At 57.2% G+C, this 23,724-nt stretch carries 17 protein-coding genes; 11 read left to right on the forward strand and 6 right to left on the reverse strand.

What is annotated here, in order from left to right:
• Window positions 1-3: 3 nt before the first annotated feature.
• Entirely contained in the window at window positions 4-2,763 is a 2,760-nt protein-coding gene (gene valS, locus BQ8011_RS04975; protein WP_072455355.1) for a valine--tRNA ligase, read from the reverse strand.
• Between the two features lie 245 nt (window positions 2,764-3,008).
• Here valS and BQ8011_RS04980 point away from each other — a divergent pair, with 245 nt between their 5' ends.
• From BQ8011_RS04980 to BQ8011_RS05005, 6 genes are all read left to right on the forward strand, one after another.
• Window positions 3,009-4,382 carry a M20/M25/M40 family metallo-hydrolase gene (locus tag BQ8011_RS04980; RefSeq protein ID WP_173656059.1) on the forward strand — a complete coding sequence of 458 codons (1,374 nt, stop codon included), beginning with the start codon at window positions 3,009-3,011 and terminating at the stop codon, window positions 4,380-4,382.
• Between the two features lie 118 nt (window positions 4,383-4,500).
• Window positions 4,501-6,090, forward strand: coding sequence for an ABC transporter substrate-binding protein (locus tag BQ8011_RS04985; RefSeq protein WP_072455359.1), 1,590 nt, complete (start codon window positions 4,501-4,503; stop codon window positions 6,088-6,090).
• Window positions 6,090-7,040, forward strand: a complete 951-nt coding sequence (locus BQ8011_RS04990) for an ABC transporter permease (RefSeq protein ID WP_072455361.1) — start codon at window positions 6,090-6,092, stop codon at window positions 7,038-7,040. Before BQ8011_RS04985 ends, BQ8011_RS04990 begins: the two co-directional genes overlap by 1 nt.
• The gene (locus tag BQ8011_RS04995; protein WP_072455363.1) at window positions 7,037-7,903 is read left to right on the forward strand and encodes an ABC transporter permease; all 867 of its coding nucleotides are present in this window, start codon (window positions 7,037-7,039) and stop codon (window positions 7,901-7,903) included. The genes BQ8011_RS04990 and BQ8011_RS04995 overlap by 4 nt, the downstream gene beginning before the upstream one ends.
• Entirely contained in the window at window positions 7,900-9,480 is a 1,581-nt protein-coding gene (locus tag BQ8011_RS05000) for an ATP-binding cassette domain-containing protein (protein ID WP_072455365.1), read from the forward strand. Before BQ8011_RS04995 ends, BQ8011_RS05000 begins: the two co-directional genes overlap by 4 nt.
• The gene (locus BQ8011_RS05005; RefSeq protein WP_072455367.1) at window positions 9,473-10,579 is read left to right on the forward strand and encodes a peptidase C39 family protein; all 1,107 of its coding nucleotides are present in this window, start codon (window positions 9,473-9,475) and stop codon (window positions 10,577-10,579) included. The genes BQ8011_RS05000 and BQ8011_RS05005 overlap by 8 nt, the downstream gene beginning before the upstream one ends.
• Here BQ8011_RS05005 and BQ8011_RS05010 read toward each other — a convergent pair.
• The 3 genes from BQ8011_RS05010 to proC form a co-directional block, all read right to left on the reverse strand.
• Window positions 10,557-12,158, reverse strand: coding sequence for an MFS transporter (locus BQ8011_RS05010; RefSeq protein ID WP_072455369.1), 1,602 nt, complete (start codon window positions 12,156-12,158; stop codon window positions 10,557-10,559). The two genes, BQ8011_RS05005 and BQ8011_RS05010, sit on opposite strands and share 23 nt — an antisense overlap.
• Before the next feature lie 171 nt (window positions 12,159-12,329).
• The gene (locus BQ8011_RS05015) at window positions 12,330-13,691 is read right to left on the reverse strand and encodes a Na+/H+ antiporter family protein (protein WP_072455371.1); all 1,362 of its coding nucleotides are present in this window, start codon (window positions 13,689-13,691) and stop codon (window positions 12,330-12,332) included.
• A gap of 161 nt (window positions 13,692-13,852) precedes the next feature.
• Window positions 13,853-14,659, reverse strand: a complete 807-nt coding sequence (proC, locus tag BQ8011_RS05020) for a pyrroline-5-carboxylate reductase (protein WP_072455373.1) — start codon at window positions 14,657-14,659, stop codon at window positions 13,853-13,855.
• 184 nt (window positions 14,660-14,843) lie between these two features.
• On the opposite strand from proC, the gene BQ8011_RS05025 reads away from it, so the two are divergent.
• From BQ8011_RS05025 to holA, 3 genes are read left to right on the forward strand one after another with little or no spacing between them, the layout of a single operon-like run.
• Complete coding sequence (locus tag BQ8011_RS05025) at window positions 14,844-15,581, forward strand: ComEA family DNA-binding protein (protein WP_083429933.1); 738 nt, start codon at window positions 14,844-14,846, stop codon at window positions 15,579-15,581.
• Window positions 15,578-17,131, forward strand: coding sequence for a ComEC/Rec2 family competence protein (locus BQ8011_RS05030; RefSeq protein WP_072455375.1), 1,554 nt, complete (start codon window positions 15,578-15,580; stop codon window positions 17,129-17,131). Before BQ8011_RS05025 ends, BQ8011_RS05030 begins: the two co-directional genes overlap by 4 nt.
• Before the next feature lie 35 nt (window positions 17,132-17,166).
• The gene (gene holA / locus BQ8011_RS05035; protein WP_072455377.1) at window positions 17,167-18,138 is read left to right on the forward strand and encodes a DNA polymerase III subunit delta; all 972 of its coding nucleotides are present in this window, start codon (window positions 17,167-17,169) and stop codon (window positions 18,136-18,138) included.
• A gap of 3 nt (window positions 18,139-18,141) precedes the next feature.
• Here the strand turns inward: holA and BQ8011_RS05040 are convergent, their stop codons facing one another.
• Complete coding sequence (locus BQ8011_RS05040) at window positions 18,142-18,723, reverse strand: 1-acyl-sn-glycerol-3-phosphate acyltransferase (RefSeq protein ID WP_034502781.1); 582 nt, start codon at window positions 18,721-18,723, stop codon at window positions 18,142-18,144.
• Window positions 18,724-18,919: 196 nt separating this feature from the next.
• Between BQ8011_RS05040 and BQ8011_RS05045 the strand changes: the two genes are divergently transcribed.
• Complete coding sequence (locus BQ8011_RS05045; RefSeq protein WP_072455379.1) at window positions 18,920-21,484, forward strand: bifunctional lysylphosphatidylglycerol flippase/synthetase MprF; 2,565 nt, start codon at window positions 18,920-18,922, stop codon at window positions 21,482-21,484.
• Window positions 21,477-22,739: an alpha/beta hydrolase gene (locus tag BQ8011_RS05050; protein WP_072457660.1), complete on the forward strand. Its 1,263-nt coding sequence runs from the start codon at window positions 21,477-21,479 to the stop codon at window positions 22,737-22,739. The genes BQ8011_RS05045 and BQ8011_RS05050 overlap by 8 nt, the downstream gene beginning before the upstream one ends.
• Window positions 22,740-22,777: 38 nt before the next feature.
• On the opposite strand, the gene BQ8011_RS05055 is transcribed toward BQ8011_RS05050, so the two are convergent.
• Entirely contained in the window at window positions 22,778-23,617 is an 840-nt protein-coding gene (locus tag BQ8011_RS05055) for a D-hexose-6-phosphate mutarotase (protein WP_072455381.1), read from the reverse strand.
• Between the last annotated feature and the right edge of the window lie 107 nt (window positions 23,618-23,724).

A 23,724-nucleotide genomic window follows, 5' to 3' on the forward strand; every position in this document is an offset into this window, starting at 1 on the left:
AACTTAGTTCTTCTTCTTAGCCGGGGCTTCGCCCAACTCGAAGGAAGCGACACGGATGGTGCCTTCATCTTCGGTAGAGTCTGCCGAGGCCTCGAAGTGGGCAGGACCCTGGATCTTCGTCGCGGCTGCAAGGTCTTCCAGAACTTCCTCAAGCAGGGGGATCATCTGCTCGGGAGCAGATACCGTCACCTCAAGGAAGGGGGTCCTGGGGGAAACCTTTGCTTCGGACTTCACGCGGCGAAGGACCACGAGTGCCTCGGAGGCAACGCCCAGCAACACGCTGGAAGCGTCCTCGATCGCGCCCTCGATACTCCCATCAGGGGTGACCTCAAGGTTGGAGGTGGTCGGCCATGCAGCCTGGTGGACGCTGCCTTCGCGATACCAGCTCCACACCTCTTCGGTCACGAAGGGCAGGTAGGGAGCAAGCAAACGAACGAAAGTATCGATGGCGATCGCCAGCGCTGCGTGGGCAGAAGCAGAAGCCTGATCACTCCACTTGCCCTCGCGGTTGTAGGCGCGTTCCTTCACGAGCTCCAAGTAGTCATCGCAGAAGGTCCAGAAGAAGGACTCGGTGACTTCCAGTGCACGCGCGTGCTCGTAGTTTTCCAGAGCCGTGGTCGCAGAAGAGACAACCTCGCGCAAAGCGGCAAGCATCGAACGGTCGAGGGGCTGGACAACGTGCGTGATATCCAGATCCAGATCTGCGTCTCCACCCATCGTGAGAGCGAACTTCGAAGCGTTAAGTACCTTGATGGCCAGGCGACGGCCAATCTTCATCTGGGATTCATCGAAAGCAGCATCCAAGCCCAGTCGAGCAGATGCCGCCCAGTAGCGCACCGCGTCCGAGCCGAACTTCTCGAGCAAGCCCATGGGGGTGACGACATTGCCCTTAGACTTCGACATCTTCTTGTGATCCGAATCCAAGATCCACCCCGAAAGGCCTGCGTGTGCCCAGGGGAGTGCGCCAAATTCCAGATCGGCACGGACGACCGTTGAGAACAGCCAGGTTCGAATGATGTCCTGCCCCTGCGGACGCAAGTCCATCGGGTAGGTACGCGAGAACAAGTCCTCGTCCTCAAGCCAACCGCAGGCAATCTGCGGAGAGAGGGACGAGGTCGCCCAAGTATCCATGATGTCGAGTTCGCCGACGAAACCACCGGCTACTCCTCGCTGATCCTCGGTGTAACCGGGAGCCGTATCCGATGAGGGATCGACAGGAAGCTGATCTTCGCTGGGGGTGATGATCTGGGTGTAATCGACTTCGCCACTGTCATCAACGCGGTACCACAGGGGGAAGGGGACGCCGAAGAAACGCTGACGGGAGACCAACCAGTCGTTGTTGAGGCCGCGTACCCAGTTTTCGTAGCGCACGCGCATGAAATCCGGGTGGAACTCCAGTTCCTTACCGCGCTCGATGAGTTCCTCGTTCAGGTCTTTGTCCGTTGCAGGATTGACCCACGGCTTGCCGCCGTTACGGATGTACCACTGACGCGAAGTGACGATCTCCAGGGGTTTGTCGCCCTTTTCGAAGAAGTTCGTCTGGCGCATCGTCTTCTGAGGTTCACCGCGCATCTCGCCGCTTGCCTCGAGGCGTGCCACTAGGGCCTCGCGAGCAGAGAAGGTCGTCTTCCCCGCAAGCTCAGCGAAGGCCTCGCGACCCTCATCGGTGGTGATCCATTCGGGGGTTTCGGTCTGCAGGCGACCATCCTTGCGCAAAACGGTGCGGAGCGGAAGGTTCAGGTCGCGCCACCAATCGATATCGGTCGTGTCGCCGAAAGTACAGCACATGGCGATACCGGCGCCCTTGTCCATCTCCGCCTCGGGGTGGGGAAGAACAGGGACCTCAACACCGAAAACGGGGGATGCAACTGTGGTACCGAACAGTGGCTTGTAGCGCTCGTCGTCGGGGTGAGCAATCAGGGCCACGCACGCGGGAAGCAGTTCGGGGCGAGTCGTCTCGATGCAGACATCAACACCGTTCTCAACCGGCGCACCGGCTGCAGCGGCCTCGGCAGCGCGCGCGGGGTCGGTGATGTGGAAGGCGAGGCGGTGGTAGAAGCCCGGGTATTCGCGGCTCTCAAGCTCAGCCTGAGCAACCGCAGTCTGGAAGGTAACGTCCCACAGGCCAGGAGCCTCAGCCTGGTAGGCCTCGCCACGCTCAAGATTGCGCAGGAAAGCAGCCTGGGCAACCTTGCGGGCACGTGTACCAATGGTCTGGTAGTTCTGGGTCCAGTCAACCGACAGGCCCAGGTGGCGCCACAGGTCCTCGAAGTGCTTCTCATCTTCAACGGTCAAGCGCTCACACAGTTCCACGAAATTACGACGCGAGATCGGCACCTGATCGCGAGCCTTGATGGACTTGCCTTCGCCGCCAACGTGCGGGGGCTCGAAGTTCGGATCATAGGGGAGGGTTGCATCAACGCGAACCCCAAAGTAGTTCTGCACGCGGCGCTCTGTGGGCAGACCATTGTCGTCCCAGCCCATGGGGTAGAAGACCGATTTGCCCAGCATTCGCTGGAAACGCGCGACGACGTCGGTGTGCGTGTATGAGAACACGTGGCCGACGTGAAGCGAACCCGAAACCGTGGGCGGGGGAGTGTCAATCGAGTAAACCTCTTGGCGGGGGCGGCTTCGATCAAAACGATAGGTTCCCTGATCTTCCCAACGCTGGTTCCACTGGGCTTCGAGGCCTTCAGTGGCGACCTTGTCCGGCACCTGGGGTGCGGGCAGCGAGGTGGGTTCGGCTTGGCGCTGAGCGCTCATACATATTCTCCATCCGAGTCGTGGACTTATTACCGTCCAAGCCTACGTTTCATCGGCCCCCCGGTCTAGCGAGAACGCGCCGATGAGTCGCTCACAGTGGGGACTAGACTGGAGAATGCAAAGCAGCGTGCACACGAGCAAAAGGATCCCTTCGTTACATCCGCTCATCGAACGGTCTGCGCGAGCGAAGAAGGAGAGTCTGAGTAGTCTGGATGAAGGATCGCTCACACTTGAAAGGGATAGTCATGGCTGCGGTGCAAACACGTGAAATCGGAGAAGAAACACTCGATCTTCTTCGACGGCTCATCGCCTTGCAATCGGTCAATGACCTCACCCCAGATTCAGGACAGGAAATCAAGGCTGCCAATCTTTTCGAAGATTACTTTGCCGACCTTCCCGTAACGTGTGAACGCATTGAAGCCCATCCTGGTCGCACGACTTTAGTCGTCACCATTGATGGAACGGATCCCAGTTGCGAAGCTCTCACCCTTCTGGGGCACACCGACGTTGTTCCAGTCGATGACAAGCATTGGACGCACCCACCTTTTGAGGGGGAAATCAGCGGTGACCAAATTTGGGGACGAGGGAGTGTGGATATGCTCCACCTCACCGCAGCCATGGCTGTCGTTACTCGCCGCATCGCCCAAGAAATCGCCGACGGTGGGGTGCGTCCGCAAGCAAGCCTGACTTTCGTTGCTGCTGCGGATGAGGAAGCACGAGGCGGACTGGGAGTTCCGTGGATCGGTGAGCATCATCCCGAGGCTTTCTCGTGGGATGCTTCGCTATCTGAAATGGGAGGCGCCCATATTCGAGGCGCTCGAGGCCGAGATAGCGTCGTCGTCATTGTCGGTGAAAAGGGAGCCGCACAACGGCGTCTTCATGTGCGCGGGGATGCCGGTCATGGATCGATTCCCCTTGGTCGAGTCAGCGCTGTCGAGATGCTGGGCAGGGTTTCGCGTGCTCTTGCACACGCCCAATGGCCCCATGCAAGCGATGAAATCTGGGCGGGTTTTGTACGCGCTTTCGAGTTTGACGCTTCGCTGGAATCCGCGCTGCTCGATGGTACCTACGATGGTGACTACAGTGAATTTGGTGATCTTGCTGCCTACGCTCACGCCGTTTCGCATATGACTGTTGCGCAAACCGTTGTCAGGGCCGGAGGTCCGATCAACGTTCTTCCCTCTTCTGGCTACATTGAACTCGATATCCGTACTCTGCCTGGGCAAAGTGATGATGACGTCGATCGCGCGATTTTCGAGGCCTTGGGGGAGCTGGCCCCCAGCGTCCAGATCGAGCGCTTGCTCAGCGAACCAGCCACGGCCTCGTCAATCGAGACGACACTCTACCGAGCAATCGAAGAAGTTCTTCGCGAAGCGCACCCCGGCGCAGTCGTGGTCCCCATCCTCTTCCCGGGAGGATCAGACCTGAGAGTCGGTAGACGCAAGGGGGGAGTGGGCTACGGTTTTGGATCGTGTGCTTCCGGCGCGACTCTCGGCGAGGTCTATTCGCAACTTCATGCGCACGACGAACATATGCCCATCGAAGACGTCTTCTCGACCGCGCGTGATCTAGAACGCCTTGTTCGCCGCTATATTGGCGCTTCGCTTCATGCCCAGTGAGTGTGAGATTCACTGTTACAAACGACCAGCACGTGGCACAACTCGCCAAGGGAGCTGTTGACCCATATCGTTATATTTGTGCACACCCGTGCGCGCCGAAGGAACAAAGGAGAATTGGATGCCAGCATCACGCATCACCATGAAAGCAGCCGCTCTTGTCTCAGCCGCTGTCCTTATGTGTACCTCGCTGGCAGCCTGTGCGCCGAAGAATGCTTCTTCGACGCAATCCTCGAGTAAGGCAGGGACAGTTACGGTTGGTCTTCCGGGTTCTTTGTCGACTCTGGATACCGCCCATGAAACCGGAATTATCAACTACTACGTTGCACAGGTAACCTCTGAAGGTCTGCTCGCTGTCGATAAGGACGGCAAGCTGGTTCCGGCAATCGCGACGGCTTACCACACGGATGATGCGAAAACTTGGGTATTCCAGATCCGTCAGGACGCGAAGTTCCAAGATGGTAACCCCGTGACCATTGAAGATGTTCTCTTCTCGATCAACGTCGCGAAGGCTCCCGAAAAGTCGCCTTCCTCGGCCGTGTACTGGACGGCAGGCATCGAGGCCGCGCAGACCGGAGAGTGGGAAATTACCATTACCCTTCCTTCTCCGGCCGTGAATTTCGGGTGGACCGTGACGGCAAACGGTGGCCTGTGGATCACTGAGAAGTCCTTCTACGAGGCCGCGCAGTCCTATGGTTCATCCAAGGATCTGATCATGGGGACTGGCCCCTACAAGGCAACATCGTTCCAGCCCGACTCGAAGGCAGTTTTTGAGAAAAGCGGAACCTGGTGGGGTGGAGATACCCCCGCGCAGACCATCGAGTTTGATTTCTTCTCTGATGAAAACTCGCGTCTTCTCGCTCAGCAAAGCGGTCAGATCGACATCTCGACTCAGCTCCCGACGGATCAGCTTTCTCAGTTTGAATCGATCAACGGAGTGAAGGTCCTGACCGAATCCGACCGTTCCTTCGTGGGGCTGACCTTCGATGAAGGCGTTGCTCCCTTCGATGACATTCACGTCCGTAAGGCAATCGCTCACGCTGTCGACCGCAAGGCCATCGTCGACTCGATCCTCAAGGGCCGAGGCGAGGTTGCGACCGGAATTGAACCCAACGATCAGTTGGGCAGCGAGATCGGCGTCGATAAGGCTCGCGGGCTCCAAGCCAATCTCCCCGTTGACTCCTTCAACATGGAGCAGGCTCGCGCAGAGCTCGCTCAGTCGAAGGTCCCCAACGGTTTCGACACCGAACTGACCTACCCGGCCTCGATTCCTGAAATGGGATCCGCAGCGCTCGCTATTGCGGAGAACCTCAAGCAGATCGGAATTAACGTCACGGTGACTTCGAAGCCCATCGAAGAGTGGGTTTCCAAGGTGGGAACGGGTGAATACGGCCTGTACTACATGAGCTACACCTCGACGACCGGTGACCCCGCTGAAATCGCCGGCTGGCTGCTCGGTCCTAGTAATCCCGCACGTTATGTGAATGAGGAAGTTCAAGGTCTCATCGCCTCGTCGAACCAGGAGACGGATCCTCAAAAGCGCGCCGAACAAATTGTTGACGCTGAGCGAATTGCTCAGCAGAACACGATTTACTCGCCGATCTGGTGGGGCAAGACTTCAACTGCTTTCTCCAAGACCGTCACTCCCAATAACTACACGTCCTACTTCTTCATGACCCCCTGGGCCGCGTCCCTGAACGTCACGAAGTGATGGTGCGTTTTCTTGCTCGACGCCTCGCGGGTTTCGCGGCGGTACTGCTAGCCCTGTCTTTCATCATCTTCTCCCTCTTGGACATGGTCCCGGGAGATCCGGTGAAGATCTTGGTTGGCACCCGCCGCCTGACCCCCGAGGTTCGTGCTGCCATTACGCAAAAATACGGCCTCGACGAGCCCTTCTTTGTTCGTTATTGGCACTGGCTCTCCCGTGCGCTCACGGGCGATTTTGGCGATTCGGTACGTTCGGCGACTCCCGTTACGGATGTTCTTGCCGGTCGCGTCGGCCTGACGGCAACGCTCACGCTGATGGCCTTCATCATCGCGATCTGTGTCGGTGTGCCACTGGGGATTTGGGCAGCACGCCGCGCAGGAAGCTGGGTTGATCGCTCCATCGTCGGATGGAGCGTCGTTGGCATTTCCGCTCCCGGTTTCGCCTTGGGGCTTGTCCTTCTCTACGTCTTTGGACTTATGCTCGGATGGTTCCCCATCTTCGGGCAAGGGGAGGGACTCCTCGACACCCTCTGGCACCTTGCCCTTCCCGCACTTGCACTGGCAACGGGGATTGGCGCAATGATCGTCAGGATTACGCGCGCCGCGGTCGTTGCCGAACTCAAACAGGATTACGTGACTTTCGCGCGCTCGCGCGGCTTGGCCTCCGGGCGTATCACTCGCATGTACCTGCGCGCGGCCTCGTTGCCGATCATTACTTCCGCGGGACTGATCTTGGGCACTCTTTTCGGCTCGACGGTTCTCGTGGAGGAAGCTTTTTCTCTTCCCGGACTGGGGCAGCTCCTTGCCGACTCCATCACCTATAAGGATGTGCCCGTCGTCCAGGCGATTGCGCTTTTGGTTGCGGTGGTGATCATCGCCGTTACTTTCGTTGTGGATGTCGCTGCTTTTGCGATCGATCCGCGTCAAAAGCTTGAAGAAGGGGGTGCCGCATGAGCAGCGCTCAGCCTACTGATCGTTTCCGTTCGACTTTACGAGGCCTCGGCCACTTTGCGCGTGCTATCCCCGGTTCCGTCGCGCTCTCCTTTGTGATCCTGGGTCTGGTTGCGCTCTGCGTTTTCTTCTCTTCGTTGCTGGTTCCCAACGCGCTGGGCCAGGACGTGAGCTTGGGGGTGAGCCCCGCCGGGACGGCGGGCCACATTTTTGGAACCGATAAAGTCGGTCGAGATATTCTTGCCCTCACTATTGCGGGGACTCGATCGGCGGTCCTTGGCCCCATCGTCATTGCCGGCGGCTCAATGGTATTGGGCTTGCTCTTTGGAATGACTGCCGGCTGGTGGGGAGGCTGGTGGGACACACTGGTTTCTCGCTCGTGCGAAATCCTGCTTTCCATGCCGGTTACCTTGTTGGCGATCGTTGTCGCGGGCGTGATTGGAGGCTCCTACTGGGTGACCGTGGGCGTTCTGATCATCTTGTTTGCTCCCTCAGATATCCGCATGATCCGCGCGGCGACCCTCCAACAGAAACCGCAGCCCTATATCGAATCTGCTCAGGTTCTGGGACTGTCTTCTCCACGCATCTTGGGCATCCACATTCTGCCCAACATCACCCCGATCGTGTGGGCGAACCTCTTTGTCAACGTCGCTTTTGCTCTTGTCTCTCTTTCAGGCCTGTCCTACCTCGGCTTTGGCGTGGGAGCTCAGGATGCAGACTGGGGACGCCAGCTTGCCGATGGACGTTTCATCCTCGCTCAAAATCCGGCCGCCTGCGTGATTCCGGGCCTTGCGATCATTATCACCGCCACCGCAATTAACATCGCTGGCGATTGGTGGAGCGAAAGGCAGGAGGTACGCTCATGACGACTGACGATAAGGGGTTGGTGGCCTCGGGTATCAGTGTCTGGGCTGCCGATGGCCGTAGCCTCGTCGACGACGTGACGATTCGTGCCCGTGCAGGTCACACCTTGGTGATCGTCGGGGAATCTGGCGCAGGCAAATCCATGCTTGCCCGCACGATCTGTGCCCTTACCCCGCATTCTCTTCGCGCTCAAGGGCGCATCGCCCTGCAGGGACGCGAATACGACATTGTTCGCGACGCGCGAGCTTTCAAGGACCTTCGTGGCCAAGGCATCGTCTGGCTTCCTCAGGACCCCTTCACGTCCTTGTCGCCGACTCAGCGATGCGGAGATCAAATCATCGCCGGGCAGCGCCTTTCTCAGCGTGACCGTCGCGAGCGGATCGGGGAGCGTTTGCGTGAGGTCGGTCTTCCCGAGCGAGTCGCCCGAGCGTATCCGCATGAACTCTCCGGTGGTATGCGTCAACGCGTCGCCATTGCGGCCGCACTGGATTCTTCTCCCGCTGTCTTCATCGCCGACGAACCAACAACGGCTTTGGACGTGACGACTCAAAAGGAAATTCTTGATCTTTTGAGTGATCTTCGTTCGATCCGGGGAATGGCTCTGGTTCTCATCACTCACGACTTGGCTCTTGCTCGCGAATACGGGGATGAAGTAGTTGTGATGCGCCATGGGCGCGTCGTCGAATCGGGTAGCGTTGAGAAGGTTTTATCTCACCCAGAAACTCCATATACACGTGAGCTCGCCGCTGCTGAGCCTCGACTTGATGGTCCCAATCCTCGCCCTGAGAGTCCGGCTTCTACCGCGCACACTGAACTTCCTCTTCTTGTTGAGGCTCGTGAGCTGGTCAAGGTTTTTCGTGGCCACGGGCGTGGAGGAAGACATATCGCTGTCGATGGCGTTTCCCTCGCGATAAAACCACAAGAATCAGTGGGCATTGTCGGCGAATCGGGTTCGGGAAAGACAACGCTCGCGCGTCTGATCATTGGATTGGAAAAGGCCGATTCGGGCAGCGTGAGTATCAACGGCGTCGAGCGAGGACCTCGTCACGCGCGCGCCGGGGGACCGCCGCCGATTGGCATCGTCTTCCAAAATCCCTACTCGGCTCTCAATCCTGCTCGAAGCGTCGGCGCGACCCTTGCCGAGGCCTTGCGCGTGGGCGGCCGCGAGGTCAGTGAGGTAGCGCAGCTTCTTCAATCCGTTGATCTTCCCGCTTCCTATGCGGATCGCTACCCTGCGCGTTTGTCGGGCGGCGAGCGTCAACGCGTGGCAATTGCGCGCGCCTTGGCAACGCATCCCCAGCTTCTGATCTGCGACGAGGCCGTTTCCGCCCTTGATGTTTCGGTGCAGGCATCCGTTCTGGAGCTTCTGCTTCGCCTACAACGCACAGAAGGCTTCGCTTTGCTCTTCATTACGCATGACCTTGCAGTTGCACGCCAGATGTGCGACCGGTTAATTGTCATGAAAGATGGAGTCGTCGTCGAAGAAGGGCCTACGGAAGATATTCTGCATTCTCCGCGCCAGTACTACACTCGCGCGCTTCTTGCTGCCGTTCCCGGACAAGAAGGCCACGATGACTAAGGATATTTCGCGGATTTCGATTGAACCTGGTGACAATGGCTACGAGCGTCTGATTGCTCGAGGGGTCTCGCAAGAGCGTGCGAAAGACTGGGCGCGCCTTGGGCCTAAAATGCATGGAACCCTGTGGATCAACGGCCCCGTGGCGGTGTGGGAAGTCCACCGTGAGCTCTCAGCTCACTTGCGCATCGCGGGATGGACTTGTCTGTATGGCGCCCAAGAAGTAGATGAAGACGCGCAAGCGATTCTCTTGCGTGAAATCGTGGAAGAGCTCTGCGATGACATGCGTTCACGGGATTTTCCCCTGATTAAAGCCGATTCATGGGCTGATGAAGGGGTTTTTATTGATGTCCTTCGCTCGAGTGGTTTTGAGCAGGTAACAATCAACGGGAACCCGCATCCCATTGAAAATGATCGAGACTACTCGCATAGCGGTTGGCTGTTGTGGAATCCCGAATACGCGTCAGAAACCACGAATTTGGCGATCCCCGCATACGAGCACCAAAAGACGGAATTCACCTGCGGTCCCGCAAGCGCACTGATGACACTCGGCGAGATTGAAGGCGACCCGCACACTGATTTTGTCAATGAGCTCAACCTTTGGCGTCAAGCGACCTACTCAGGGGGAGTGGGACACTTCGGCTTGGCCTCGGCACTAGCGGACCACGGCGCACAGGTAGAGGTCCTTGTGTCGACGAATGAGCCCATCGTGGGAATTTCTAAAACCACGATGCTGGGAAAGCGGGCGCGGATCGCTCTTCACTGCGAGCATATGGCGCGCGCACGCGAATTGGGAGTCACCTCCCAGGTAAGGGAATTGTCTATAGAAGACATCACCTCGGCACTGGAAGCGGGCAGACACGTCATTGCCCTAGTCGACCTTGCTCCGCTCAATGGGGAAGATACCCCGCACTGGCTTCTCATTTGGGGACGTGTTGGAGACTTTCTTTTGATGCACGATCCCTGGTACGACGAAGAGTTCGGCGAGACCTGGGTGGAAACCTATGTCCAGCCCCTCCATACACGCGACCTCTGGGAGGCCGCACAGTGGGCTGACGACACCCACGAGCGCGCTCTCCTTAGCGTCCGTACTTCTCGCTGAAATTCTTTTCAAAGGTTTCCAACGATACTCCGCGTGTTTCGGGAACGATGAAAATGTAGAAGCACAAGGAAACAACGTTGATGAGGCCAAACACGGCGTAGGTCCACGTTGCTCCCAAGTGCGTAATCATAACCGGGAAAACCCAGGTGACAACTGCATTCATCAACCAACCGCAGCCGACAGCGAAACCCTGCGCCACGCCTCGGATCTTGGAAGGGAAGATTTCCGAAACCAAAACCCAGTTGACGGTTCCGGACTGCTTGGCGAAGACGAAGAGTGATACCAAAACCACGACCAGCCAGGGAAGATATGTCGGGATTGATTGCGAGATTGTTCCATCACTTTGAACGTAGGGAGAGATCCCGAAGCCAAAGACGATCGCTAAAGCAAAAAGAGAAAGAGTCACGCCAGTTTCTTGGTAGATACCGACGTGGCGGCGAGCAAGACGCGACACCAGATAGAGGCCAAAACCGGCTCCTAGGCACGCCACAGCACCTGTAATGACGTTCAGAGTAATGGAATCTGCTGCGGAGAAACCTGCTGCGGCAAGGATCTTGGGCAGGTAGTACATCGCGGTATTGATACCTGTGAGTTGGTCAAAGCAGGCAAGACCAACGCCAATAACAAGTAAACGCCGAGTCCACTTGACCGACACCGTACGGCGCAGTGACCACTGTCCTTGAGCGTGCTGATCATGCTGAAGTGCCGCGATCTGTTCGATTTCTTCACGTAGGTTGTCGCGCTTGGGGTCGCGGATACGCTTGAGTGCGCCGATGGCCTCGTAGTAGCGGTCCTTGGAAGCGTACCAGCGCCCAGACTCAGGCATGAGGCGCATTCCCAGCCATAGACACACGGCCGGGATCGTTGCAAGTACAAGCATCCAACGCCATGCCAAGCCATCACCACTGGTCACGACTGCGGTTGTTACGTGCTGGACTTGATCCCAGGGATACCATTGGCCGCCGCTCAAAGTACCTGAGGGGTCTTCGGAAACAAAGACCTGTGGTCCGCCGTGTGCGCTGGAAAGGATCGCGTTCATCGAATAGGCGAGAAGCTGGCCGAAGACGATCATGAACTGGTCAAGCGCAACCAGAGAACCCCGGACGCGCGTTGGGGCAGACTCTGCGAGGTAAACGGGAACAGTTGCCGAGGCGCCACCGACGGCAAGCCCCAAGATGAAGCGGAAAATGTACAAAATTGCGACATTCGGAGCGAAAGTACACCCCAGCGTTCCGAGAATGAAGATTCCTGCCAAAAGGAGAATATTGTGGCGGCGCCCGTAGCGATCAGATAGTCGGCCGCCGACGATCGCTCCCAGCGCGGCACCGAGGGCTAGAAAGGCGCCGACCAGCCCTTCTTCGAATTCATTGATGGCAAGGCCTCCGGCGCTGCGAGGCATATACATATAGGGCAGCGCGCCGGCGATGACTCCCGTGTCATATCCGAAGAGCAGGGAACCGAAGGTGGCAACTCCTGCAAGGAACGCGATGGAGCGCTTTGGCCCCGAAGCTGGAGTGTCTCGAGTCAGATCGTCGAGTTCCTTTTTGCTCAGCGCAGGAGGCGTTGAAGAATGAGTCATGGTCTCTATTGTGCATCCCCTCTTCATTGCTCGTGCACATATTCGGTGAATTGTTCATGTGTTCTGGGGGAATGAACAGGTGCTCGTTGTCGTCTGACGTATAGGCCGAGGCCGGAGCCGGCACGCCACGCGCACCCAGCCCCGGCCTCGGGAATACAGATTGTGAACTGCTCAGAGGACCATTGCAGCAACCCAACCGCCAATCAAGAGCGGAACGTTGTAGTGCAAGAAGGTCGGGATCACAGTGTCTCGCATGTGGTCGTGCTGGCCATCGACGTTGAGTCCCGCTGTCGGGCCGAGCGTTGAATCCGAGGCCGGTGAACCGGCGTCACCCAGCGCTCCAGCGGTGCCGATGATCGCCACCGTCGCCATGGGAGAGAAGCCCAGCGTGAGACACAGAGGGACGTAGATTGCCGAGATGATCGGCAGGGTCGAGAAGGAGGAGCCGATGCCCATGGTGATCACGAGGCCGACGAGGAGCATGATGATTGCCGCGAGGACCTTTGAGCCGTTGAAAAGAGCTGCGGTTCCATCAACCAAAGGCTTAATCTGACCGGATTCGTTGAGGACCGAGGCGTAGCCCTGAGCGGTGATCATGATCAAGCCGATGAGGCTCATCATCTTCATGCCGCCACTGAAGACATCGTCGGCCTGCTGCCAGGGGACGACTCGCATGAAGAGCATCATGCACAGACCCACCAAGGAACCAACGAGCAGCGGATCGGCCTCGGAATCCATTCGCGTGAGCACGGTCTGAATGACGAAGCACACGACAAGGGCGGCCACGGCGGCCCAGACCTTCTTCATATCAATCGGCTTGTCCTCGGATGAAGCGAAGGAGGAGTCGCGCTGCTCGTAGGCGCGCGGCTTGCGGTAGGAGAAGAAAAGCGCGATCGCACAACCGATTGCCATTGAAGCCGCGGGAATTGCCATTGCTGCCATGGGGTTGACAGAAGACACGTCCATGCCGGCGTCGTTGATGTTCTTGTAGAGAATGTCGTGCAAGAAGATTCGCCCGAAGCCGATGGGGAAGAACATGTAGGCAGTGACGATACCGAAGGTAATCGCACAGGCAATCATGCGGCGATCCATCTTGAGCTCGTTCATCACGCCAATGAGCGGCGGAATAAGGAGCGGAATGAAGGCGATGTGAATGGGGATCAGGTTTTGACTCATCACACCCATGACGAGGACGCCGCCGACAATTCCCCATTTGGCGCCGCGAGCAACGCGTGCGGAGCTCGCTGCATCCGCATTGCGCATGCGGTTCACAATTGCGCGCGCAAGCAGGGTCGGCAGACCTGAGTGAGCGACCGCCATAGCAAAAGCGCCGAGCAATGCGTAGGAAAGGGCAATCTTTGCGCCTCCGGCGAGGCCGGTTTGGAAAGCGACCATCGTGCCAGTGATTCCCATTCCGGCGACAAGGCCGGCGACAACAGAGGCCACAAAGAGAGAGATAACGACGTGCACTCGGGCGAGGCTGAGCGCCAGCATGACGATGACCGAGAGGACGACTGCATTCAACAAAAGCATGTGTATTCCAAGAGGTTGCGTGTGTGTTTAAAACTGACGTGGATAAGGAGCGAAAGCTTCAGTCGGGTGCGAAGTGAGATGGAATGCGTGAGCTTTATGGATAAGCTCCGATGAATCTTCGCGGGCGCGGGGGATTATCCTGACGGCGTCTCGTGACGACGTCAGCCAAGATGATGGTCGCGCTCAACAGCAGCGTCGACCGCCGCGACAATCGCGGAAGATAGACCCGCGTCTTGGGCGGCGAGGAGACCAGCGATGGTGGTTCCTCCCGGGGAAGAGACCCGGTCAATAAGGTTTGCGGGCACTTGCCCGTTGTCGAGGCCATTGAGCATGAGTTGCGCGCTTCCCAAGAACGCTTGGGCGACGATGCGCGTCGAATCGGCCTTGGTGAGGCCGTGGTTTACGCCGGCCTCGGCCATCGCATCGATCATGCGGAAGATCCATGCCGGGGAGGAGGAAGCGATCGCTGTAAAGACAGGGAAGTACTTCTCATCCAGCACGATAGTTTGGCCGACCGAATCGAGGAGCTTGCGTGCTGCAGTGAGCTGCTCGTCTGTTGTCCCCATGGGGCAAAGGGCACTCATCGACTTGCCGATCTGCGCATTGACATTGGGCATGACGCGGACCAGGGGAACAGCAGCCCCGAAATCAGAGTAAATCTGATCGGTTGTGCGACCTGCAGCAATAGAAATGACGCAGAGTTCCTTGGCGCAAAGAACGCTCTCGCGGATCTCGCGAATGACCTCTGACTGGACATTCGGTTTCACTGCAAGGACCAGAAGGTCGCTCTGCTCAGCGACCTGGCGGTTTGACGCGAGTGCAACGCCTCCCAGCTCATCTGCCAAGTCTTCGGCGGCCTTGTGGTGTCGATCAGCGAACATCAGATCCGAGCCGCTGAAGCCAGCGGCCACGGCACCGCGTGCAATGGCTGAAGCCATTGCACCTGTTCCGATGAAGCCGATACGCATGACAGTCCTTGAGTGAGAAGGTGTGTATGTTGGCGTTATTTTAACCACACTTTACGTGTTGATTGCAACAAGGTCTCATTCTGCGTCCGCCAAAGTTATCCACAGAAACAGAGTGCAGACGATTCATCCACAGATTGACGCATCGGGGGAGCGCTAAGGGGAGAGAAGCGAGCACACTGCATGAATGAACACTGACACGCAAATGCGCCGAAGACGTCACCTTCAACAGATAGTGCTCTCCAAGGAAACGCATGGCCATGATGAGGAAGAACGTGACAAACCAGCGTCGCCTTCTCCTTTGCGCTGGAAACTACAGTGGAAAACAGCTGCGGTCGTGCTTGCGGTTTGTGGAGTCTTCGCTGTGCTTGGGGTTGTGTTGGCTCCGTGGAAATCAGGAAGCGCGTCTCATCCTCCTTCCATCGACGAGGCCTTGGCTGAGGAATCCGCCTCCGCGCAGCCCGCGTCATCGGAATCCGCCAGTGCTCTTTCGCATAGCATCGGTCCCCAGATCGTCCTCCACGTGACGGGGGAAGTGCGCCGCCCCGGAGTAATCCGCCTCGTCAAAGGGACGCGAGTCATGGATGCAATCGAAGAAGCTGGTGGTTTCACCGAAGACGCCGATACACAGAGCATCAATCTTGCGCGAGTCCTTGTTGATGGTGAGCAGCTCAAAGTGCGCTCACTCAAGCAGGCGCAGTCTTCTCAGGCAGAAGGAAAGGAAGAGGCTCCTCGAACGTGCGTTGATGTCGCAAGCGCCGATGTCGCTGGACTTCAGAATCTCGACGGTGTTGGGCCATCCCTTGCCAATCGAATCATCACCTATCGCCAATCTCATCCCATCAGCGGCGTTGAGGATCTTGATGCTGTACCGGGGATCGGGCCATCGATTCTTGAAAAAATTCGTCAAGGTGCGTGCCAATGACGCGAAGGCCAGTCGATATTCGCTTGCTTCCCATCGCTCTTGCAGTGTGGTCGTCAACCTATGCATTCCTCAACGGTCGCTATGTCCTTGGCTGGAGCAGCGTAGCGGGGACGATTCTCTTCACTGCCTACAGCGGATTGGGGTTGCCTGGGCGCGCATGGCTGCTGCGGTGGAGCGAATGCGCTGCCACGATGAGCGTCATTGTGTGCCTAGGGGCAGCGTGTTTTTGGCTCGCAACAACTCGGGCCGCTGCTTGGGAAGAAGAGAGCACGCAGATCAGTGCGCATGGACTGAATCTGCAGGGTTTTCACGCACGGCTCGTGAGTGAAGTGAAAGAAAGCCTTCCTCCAGATGAAGGACACGCAACGAAGAAGAAGCAACGCGCTCGTTATTTCGCCAGGGCGCAGTACGTCATGGGGCGCCAGCCCATGACATTCCTGCTGTCCAGTGAGACAGCGCGATTTACTCACCTTCGACGCGGGGATGTCATCGCGCTCGATGGGAAGCTAGATCTTACCTGGTCCCATAGCATTCCCAACGTCGGGTCCATTCGTGTCAAGAAATGGGAGATTCTCCCATCAACGGATCGATGGTCACAGTTCTCACGAGCATTTCGTGGCAATCTCGAGCAAGTAGTCTCTTCTCTTCCGCAGCATGCGCGCGCTTTAATTCCGGGCATGTCACTAGGGGATGATCATCAAGCCAGTGCCCAGATGCGCAATGACATGAAGACAGTGTCTTTCGCCCATCTCACAGCTGTCTCTGGCGCGCATATGTCGATCTTGTTAATGACCATTGGTCTTCTAACGCCACGAAAGAAGACATGGAAATTGGTCGTACAACTGTCGGTTCTTCTTCTCTTCGTCGCGTTGGTCGGTCCCCAAGCCTCGGTTCTACGCTCTTTCGGGGTCAGCATCATTGCCTTCGGGGGAATGTGGCTGAACCGTGAAGGAGGAATATATTCATCGCTGAGTACCGTCGTGATAGCGGCCTGTCTGCTTTCTCCCTTCGATGCGTGTTCACTGGGTTTCTGTCTCTCTGTCCTTGCCACCTGGGGAGTGAGCGTTCCCGCCCGATGGATTTCGCATGCAGGAGAAAAAGCTGGGGTAGCTGCCGAAAACGCATGGATCCCTCGAATGAGCGCATTGCTGGCGATCCCACTTGGAGCGCAAATTGCCACGCTCCCCGTCATGATCTCCATGAATTCATGGATTGGACTGTGGTCGATCCCAGCGCAAATTCTGATCTCTCCATTTGTCACTCCGGTAACCATCGCGTCTTTCGCTGCCGCTCTTAGCGCACAGCTGTACGCCCCTATTGGTTTCGTCTGTGCGTGGATTGCGTCGTGGGGAACTGCATGGATCGCAGGTGTCGCGAGACTCTTTTCTTCCTTCCCTGGAGCTCGAGTCTCGCTTGGAAACACCGCTGGAATCTTTGCTGTGGGCGCAGGCATCGCTGTGGCTCTCATCGCTGCTGATTGCCTCCGGCGCTTCACGACGTCGAGTCCCCTCGAACGTGTCACACTAGGAGGGAAAAGCTTGCATATATGAATGGGCGAGTACGACACGGAAGGGGAGAGCGGCCTATGGCAGCGAAGACTCAGGCAGCACCGGTTCCCCCTCGCCTTGCTCCCGTTGTCTTAATCAAGGGCAGCGAAAGCTTACTTGCAGATCGAGCGCTGAGCGAGCTGCGACGCCTCGCGCACGAAGTCGATCCCAGCCTTGAGCGGACAGATCTTCCCGCGGGAAGCTACCAAGCAGGCCAACTGGACGTTCTCACCTCGCCTTCTCTTTTCGGTGAAAGTCGGATGATCATCATCTCCGACCTGGAGAACATGACGGATGCCCTTGCCACCGACCTGCAGGCATACCTGAGCCAACCCGCCGCCGATGTATGGATCTTCCTGCGTCACCCGGGCGGCAACGCCAGAGGAAAGAAACTCCTCGATGCAATTGCGAAAGCCGGATTCCCGGTGATTGCGGCAGAACCGCTGAAAAATGATCGCGATAAATTGGACTTTGTTCGCTCCGATGTACGCAACGCACACCGAAAAATTGAAACAGAAGCCGCGCAGGCATTGGTCGATGCGCTAGGGAACGACCTCAGTGCACTCGCGGCAGCTGTTGCGCAATTGCTGAGCGACGTCCAGGGGACCATCACTCATGAGGCGGTTCGCCGCTACTACTCCGGGCGAGTCGAGGCAACGAGCTTCGAAGTTGCCGATGCAATCGTGGGCGGACGCAGTGCACAGGCACTGACTTTGGTCAGGCACGCATATGCGACGGGAAGCGCTCCCGCTCAACTGGTTGCGGCAATCGCAATGAAATTCCGGGCGATGGCGAAAGTTTCCGCACCCGCGGGACGGAAGAACCTTGGGATGTCTCCGTGGCAAGCCGAGCATGCACGCAGGGAACTGCGTTCATGGCCTGACCCTGCCCTGGCCTCGGCAATCACTGCAATTGCTCAAGCTGACGAAGACACAAAAGGCGCGTCGAAGGACCCCGAAGGAGCGGTGGAGAAACTCGTCATGACATTGTGCCGCCTCCACCGCGGCTAAAAACTAGCTCCCCGCCTCTTCACTGCGCAGACGAGGAACGCAGGTCTTCTCGGGATGAATCCCAATAATTCCCGCATAAAACGCGCGGATAGCATCCATATCCTTGCTCTGATTTCCACTGAGCTCGATAGGGGCTCCCCAGCCATAGCGGCGTTGCCCGCCATCGATGAATCCGGGGACCACAGGCAAATTCGCACCCTGAGCGATGCGATAAAAACCAGACTTCCAATAGGGACGAATAGAACGCGTGCCCTTGGGAGCAATGACAAGGACAAAAGTTTCACTCGACTGGGCTAAAGCGATGACTCGCTCCACCAAGTGGCCGGGATTTTCGCGGTCGACGGGGATCCCACCAATTGCCTGAACAAAACGGCCAATCACGGGCACGTCCGTGAGGTTCTTTTTCACCAAAAAATAGAAGGGACGTTGCAACGCCCACATGGCAACAACCATGTAGAAGCCATCCCAATTCGAAGTGTGGGGTGCTCCCAAAACGACGCAGCGCTCGGGAAGAGGATGCCCGGGCGTAAAAGTCCAGCGCGATACTCGCATGACCAAATGAGCCAATGCCTTACGCAATCCCATGTTGTTCCTCTCCCGGGTTGAGCCGTGACACAGTGTACGTGGAATCCTGGCAGCAGCGCTCTTCAATGTGGGATTGACCCGGAAATATCCCTGATTGAACCCTGAAATGAGGGACTTCGAGTTGAGCTGTCGGAGCACTGTTCTAAGATCGAATTCGGGAGGAGCAGGGCGTTCCTCTGCCTGCGAAGGAGTTCCAGTGAGTTCAAGCCCATCCGCAAGGAGCGGCGAACATACAGTCGTATCGCTTTCTACTCGCATTGCGCACCGGTGGAGCGAATTGGTACGCATCCTTGGACAGTGGCTGCGAACCGCTCCATGTTCTGTATTCCTCTCACTTCTCATGCTGATTGCCGCCTGTGCGTCGCACCTGACTCGCGCGAGGTGGATGCACGATCTTGCTGCTCAGGGCGGACACGTTCAACCCCTTCACACCTTCACCACTGTTTTGTGGGCTCCTTCAACGGGCATCATGATCAACCTGATCCTCATGATGCTCATCGTTGGCGGACTACTTGAACGCTTCCTTGGCTCAAAAGTCTGGGCACTCTCGGCCGTCGTTTCACTTCCGCTATCACTCGCGGGATTGTGGGCCTGCGCTGCCCTAGCTCATAGCGCCTCGTTAAATTGGGCATTTCCCATGGTCAGCGGCCCGGTGAGCGGTTCCGTCCTCATCTTGATCTCCGCTTTAGGGACCGCCAGTGCAAAGATGAACCGCTTGTGGGCATGGCGCACGCGTATCGGTGTCCTTGTCATCCTCCTTGCGCTTTTCGCCTTTAGCAGTAGTGCAGGCTCGCTGGCCCGACTTTTCGCTTTCGTTTCCGGCTGCTTGGTCGGTGGCTTTGCGATTGGTTGGTCGACGAGGAATCGTTCAATGCTGGGAATCGGCGATCCCGTTCGCCACGTGATCCCCCTGGTCATCACCGCCTACACTCTCGGTGCGGTCAATGCCATCTGGACTTTTACAAGCCATGGGCTTTTGGCCTTTGATCGCGCGGCTTTTTCTCCCGAGCTTGCCGAGCAGCAGTACATGTGGGCCCTGTGCCAGCAAAATGAGGCACCCATGAGGTGTTTGAAGGAGGTATATGGCAACTCCCTGATGCTCTACGCCCCTGTCGTTCTTGCTTCGATTCCTTTCCTTGTGCAGTTGGTGCTCGCCTTTGGACTCTTCCGAGGCCGCCGTGGAGCTTGGGTGGGAACGATAATTCTTCAAGGTGCGCTGAGTGTCATCGGCGTTGCCCAGACGATCCTCTTCTTGGCATCGATTTCGGGTAGTGCAGAGGAAGTTCCTGAGGGATATTTCGCCGTCAATATTCCCACAATGAAGCTCTTGGTTGGCGTGGCCTTCCCGTTGACAGCAATGCTGCTCACCGCGTGGAATGCCTCTGCCTTCCAAGTTCGCGCGCCAAAGTCTCGCTGGAAGCGCGCGGGGATCATCTCCCTTGTTTCTTTCCTTGCGGGAGGTATTGTCGCCCTTGTCGTTGGCATGTCGATGCCCTACTACTTTGTTCCTGATGCCACCCCGCTGAATCTTCTTGAAGCGTATCTGGCCGCATATGCCCCCGCCGGCGCGCAATGGCTCTTTGACACCCCTTTGTATGCGACGACAGTGGCGGCGGCGACTGCAACCGTCTGGATTCCCGTTGCGGTGTGGGTCATCACTTCTGTGAGCTTGTTGAAGGTCTTTTTGGCCCCGGTTGATGTGAACGACGAGAAACAAGACAAGCTCCTGTCTCTGGTCACATCGCAGGGCGCGGGTTCCTTGGGATGGATGCTCACTTGGCAAGGAAACTCAACGTGGATGAGTCCCGATCGCACCTGCGGTGTTTCCTACCGCCAAGAATCCGGTGTGGCCTTAACTCTCACGCAGTGCAGCGCCGATGAGGAACACATCTCCTCTGCGATTTCGGAGTTTGCGACTTTCGCGACTGACGCCTCTCTTATTCCCGCCCTCTACTCAGTCCATGAAGAGTGGGCCAAAGAAGCGCACCGCTTAGGTTGGTCAACGGTCAAGGTCGCTGAAGAAGCAATTATCGACCTGGGAGATCTCGAATTTAAGGGGAAGAAGTTCCAAGACGTGAGGACTGCCTTCAACCATGCCAAGCGTGAAGGAATCCGTGCACAGTGGGCGTCTTACCCGGATCTTGACGAGGCCTCGAAGGAGCAAATCCAGGCGATTTGCCAAGCGTGGGCTGATGAGAAGGCTCTTCCTGAAATGGGCTTCACCCTAGGTGGTTTGCGCGAACTTGATGATCCTCAGACACGTCTCTTGCTTGCGGTCGATGAAGAAGAGCATATTCACGCAGTAACGTCATGGATGCCTGTCCACTCGAAGGGCAGCGTCATTGGATTGACTCTGGACGTGATGCGGCGAGACGATCAAGGCTTCCGTCTGGCCATTGATTTTCTCATCGGTCAAGCTGCCCTCCTTGCACAAGAAGAAGGACTACAGTTCATTTCCCTCTCCGGTGCGCCCCTGGCCGAGTCGGGCCAGTGTGAAGAGCCAGAAGACTTGCGTGACTCTCACTTCGCATTCGCTCCGGTATTGGATGTCATGGGTAATGCCATGGAGCCCGTTTACGGCTTCCGTTCGCTTCTTGCCTACAAGAAAAAGTTCCAAGTTCGTTTTGTTCCCCTATACCTCGCGATTCCCGATATCGCGCAGGCTCCCGCTGTCGGATTGGCAATTGCTCACGCGTATCTGCCTGGAATGAGTGCAGCAAGTGCCGTCTCCTTGGCTGCAAAGCTGGTTTCTCGTGATTAGCATCCTTCACTATGTCCCACTCCTGCGTGTCTGGATTCCCTTTGTCGGTGCAGCATTGATCGCGGCTAGCCTTGTCTGGATCTGGCTGAAAGTCATGCGTCCGCTGTCGATCAAGGCGCGTTCGATGAGTGTTGTCATGGGCGTCATCCTTGTGGTGGTCGTCCACCAACTTGTTGAGCATGTCTGGCATCCCGTTGCAGAAGGACTGGGGCGAGTGACATGGCTGTGGGCATCGCCAGCTTTAGTTGCTGCAGTGATGGTTTTTGCTGGCTTGACCAGACGCAAGCAATGGTTGCGGCGTTTCTGTGCTGCGCTGTGCGCGTGGTTACTGATTGCTGTTGGCGCAGCTTTGGGAATCAATTATCACTTCGAGGCCTATCCGACCATGGCCGAGGTCGTGGGCGGGGGAGTGCGCACCATTTCCTGGGATGAGTTGAAGAATCCCGATGAAGAAGCGCAGAGTGCACGTATCGCCGAGGGAGCGGTGGTCCGTGTTGGTATTCCTTCTTCGGATTCAGTGTTCAAGCCACGCCAGGCCCTCGTGTATCTCCCGCCGTCCTATTTTGCCGATCCGCAGGCAACTCTTCCTGTGATTACTCTGCTCACTGGTCAACCTGGCACTCCCCAAGATTGGTTGGTCTTGGGTAAGCTTCCTCAAACCATGGAGCAGTTCGCCGCAAGTAGAGGGGGGCGTGCTCCAATCGTCGCGGTTGTCGATGCCTTTGGAAGTCAGACAGCGAATCCCCTGTGCTCGGATACCTCTCACGGGAAAGTCGCAAGCTACCTGGAAGTGGATGTCCCGAAGTGGTTGCGGGAAAATTTCCCTGTTTCAACAGACGCCGGTCAATGGGCAATTGCCGGATTGTCCTCTGGTGGAACCTGTGCTCTTCAAGTAGCCACCCGCGCTCCCCAGACTTATCGCAGTTTCCTTGATATGTCTGGCGAGGCCCACCCCCAGTTGGGTACTGAGGAACGAACCATTTCTGAAGGTTTTGACGGAAGTCGCGAACTCTATGCTGCGAATGACCCTGTGCAGGTGATGAAAACCCGTCGCTATGACGGTACCGCAGGGATTATTTCCTGGGGGAGCGACGATACATCGTTTAAAGAAGGCCTGATTGAAGTCGACGAGGCGGCCAAGGCCTCGGGAATGACGGTTGACACACGCTCATACCCGGGGGGACACAGCTGGAAAGTCTGGAAGGCAGCATTTGAAGACCAGCTGCCGTGGCTCGCAGAGCGTTTTGGACTCTAGCGGCCACGACAGCCGGTTCAGCTACCTATGGGTAGGTACTAGTTCAGTTTTTCTACGGTGATTGTCAGGGAAATTGTGTGCGATTGGCCCGGCTGGAGGAAGACGGCATTTTGGCGGACGTTACCCACCTCAACACACACGAAGTGCTTCCAGTCCTCGTGGTGCATATCTGCAGCCTTAGCCTCGGCGGGATTCCACACGATGGTCGACGCCGAGTTCTCCTTCTCGATGACGATACGACGGCCAAAACCCGGGTCAAGGATTGAAACGGTCCCCGCGAAATCGAAGATCGAGTCAACCCGTCCCTGAGTGAAGGTCACGTCGCCTTCTTGAACAGAGTGCTCATTTGTCACCGTGCACAGCTGTTCGGCTCCGTCGAGTCCCACAACGCTGATCTCGCGGACATCTGAGACGTTGAAGTAGGGGTGCAAGGCCTCGTCCACGTAGAAAGCTTCCTCATCGGCGTTCGTCATTGTGAGCGCCAGATGAAGATGCTCCCCGAAGGTGGCATGAAGCTGAGCAGTAAAACGATGCGGGAACTTCGCCATCTCCGTCTTTGTCGTCGGAGCATAGGTGAAGGAAAGAATCGCACTGTCATCAGTGCGTTCAACCAGTTCCCACGTTGCATTCCTTAAGAAGCCGTGATTTTGAGCCTCGGATCCGGGTGCTGCCAAAGAAGCAGTCGCAACGCCGAACCACGGTGCACAAATCGGGACACCGCCTCGTGCAGGCGTCGATGCCCACGGAAGGGAACGCTCGGAGAGCCACAGTACCGGCTCGGTGCCCGCAGGGGTCCATTCAAGGAATTGAGCACCGGAATCTGAAAAACTTGCGTCGCAGCGGTCATTGCTGGCGCGATAGACACGTCGGTTTGCCATTGGACAAGGATAGCGCGAGTAACGCCTCACACATAGTCCCTCGGAGAAGGGAATTCTGAAAAAACGGCGATAAGCTTTCTGTGGAAGCGAATCGGTAAGTAATAGGG

Origin of the sequence: Actinomyces marseillensis (assembly GCF_900155605.1) — a bacterium.
GTDB lineage: Bacteria > Actinomycetota > Actinomycetes > Actinomycetales > Actinomycetaceae > Pauljensenia > Pauljensenia marseillensis.

Bases quoted from the DNA above. Each gene is read 5' to 3' on its own strand.
- valS (WP_072455355.1), bottom strand. From the start codon at position 2,763: ATGAGCGCTCAGCGCCAAGCCGAACCCACCTCGCTGCCCGCACCCCAG.
- BQ8011_RS04980 (WP_173656059.1), top strand. From the start codon at position 3,009: ATGGCTGCGGTGCAAACACGTGAAATCGGAGAAGAAACACTCGATCTT.
- BQ8011_RS04985 (WP_072455359.1), top strand. From the start codon at position 4,501: ATGCCAGCATCACGCATCACCATGAAAGCAGCCGCTCTTGTCTCAGCC.
- BQ8011_RS04990 (WP_072455361.1), top strand. From the start codon at position 6,090: ATGGTGCGTTTTCTTGCTCGACGCCTCGCGGGTTTCGCGGCGGTACTG.
- BQ8011_RS04995 (WP_072455363.1), top strand. From the start codon at position 7,037: ATGAGCAGCGCTCAGCCTACTGATCGTTTCCGTTCGACTTTACGAGGC.
- BQ8011_RS05000 (WP_072455365.1), top strand. From the start codon at position 7,900: ATGACGACTGACGATAAGGGGTTGGTGGCCTCGGGTATCAGTGTCTGG.
- BQ8011_RS05005 (WP_072455367.1), top strand. From the start codon at position 9,473: ATGACTAAGGATATTTCGCGGATTTCGATTGAACCTGGTGACAATGGC.
- BQ8011_RS05010 (WP_072455369.1), bottom strand. From the start codon at position 12,158: ATGACTCATTCTTCAACGCCTCCTGCGCTGAGCAAAAAGGAACTCGAC.
- BQ8011_RS05015 (WP_072455371.1), bottom strand. From the start codon at position 13,691: ATGCTTTTGTTGAATGCAGTCGTCCTCTCGGTCATCGTCATGCTGGCG.
- proC (WP_072455373.1), bottom strand. From the start codon at position 14,659: ATGCGTATCGGCTTCATCGGAACAGGTGCAATGGCTTCAGCCATTGCA.
- BQ8011_RS05025 (WP_083429933.1), top strand. From the start codon at position 14,844: ATGAACACTGACACGCAAATGCGCCGAAGACGTCACCTTCAACAGATA.
- BQ8011_RS05030 (WP_072455375.1), top strand. From the start codon at position 15,578: ATGACGCGAAGGCCAGTCGATATTCGCTTGCTTCCCATCGCTCTTGCA.
- holA (WP_072455377.1), top strand. From the start codon at position 17,167: ATGGCAGCGAAGACTCAGGCAGCACCGGTTCCCCCTCGCCTTGCTCCC.
- BQ8011_RS05040 (WP_034502781.1), bottom strand. From the start codon at position 18,723: ATGGGATTGCGTAAGGCATTGGCTCATTTGGTCATGCGAGTATCGCGC.
- BQ8011_RS05055 (WP_072455381.1), bottom strand. From the start codon at position 23,617: ATGGCAAACCGACGTGTCTATCGCGCCAGCAATGACCGCTGCGACGCA.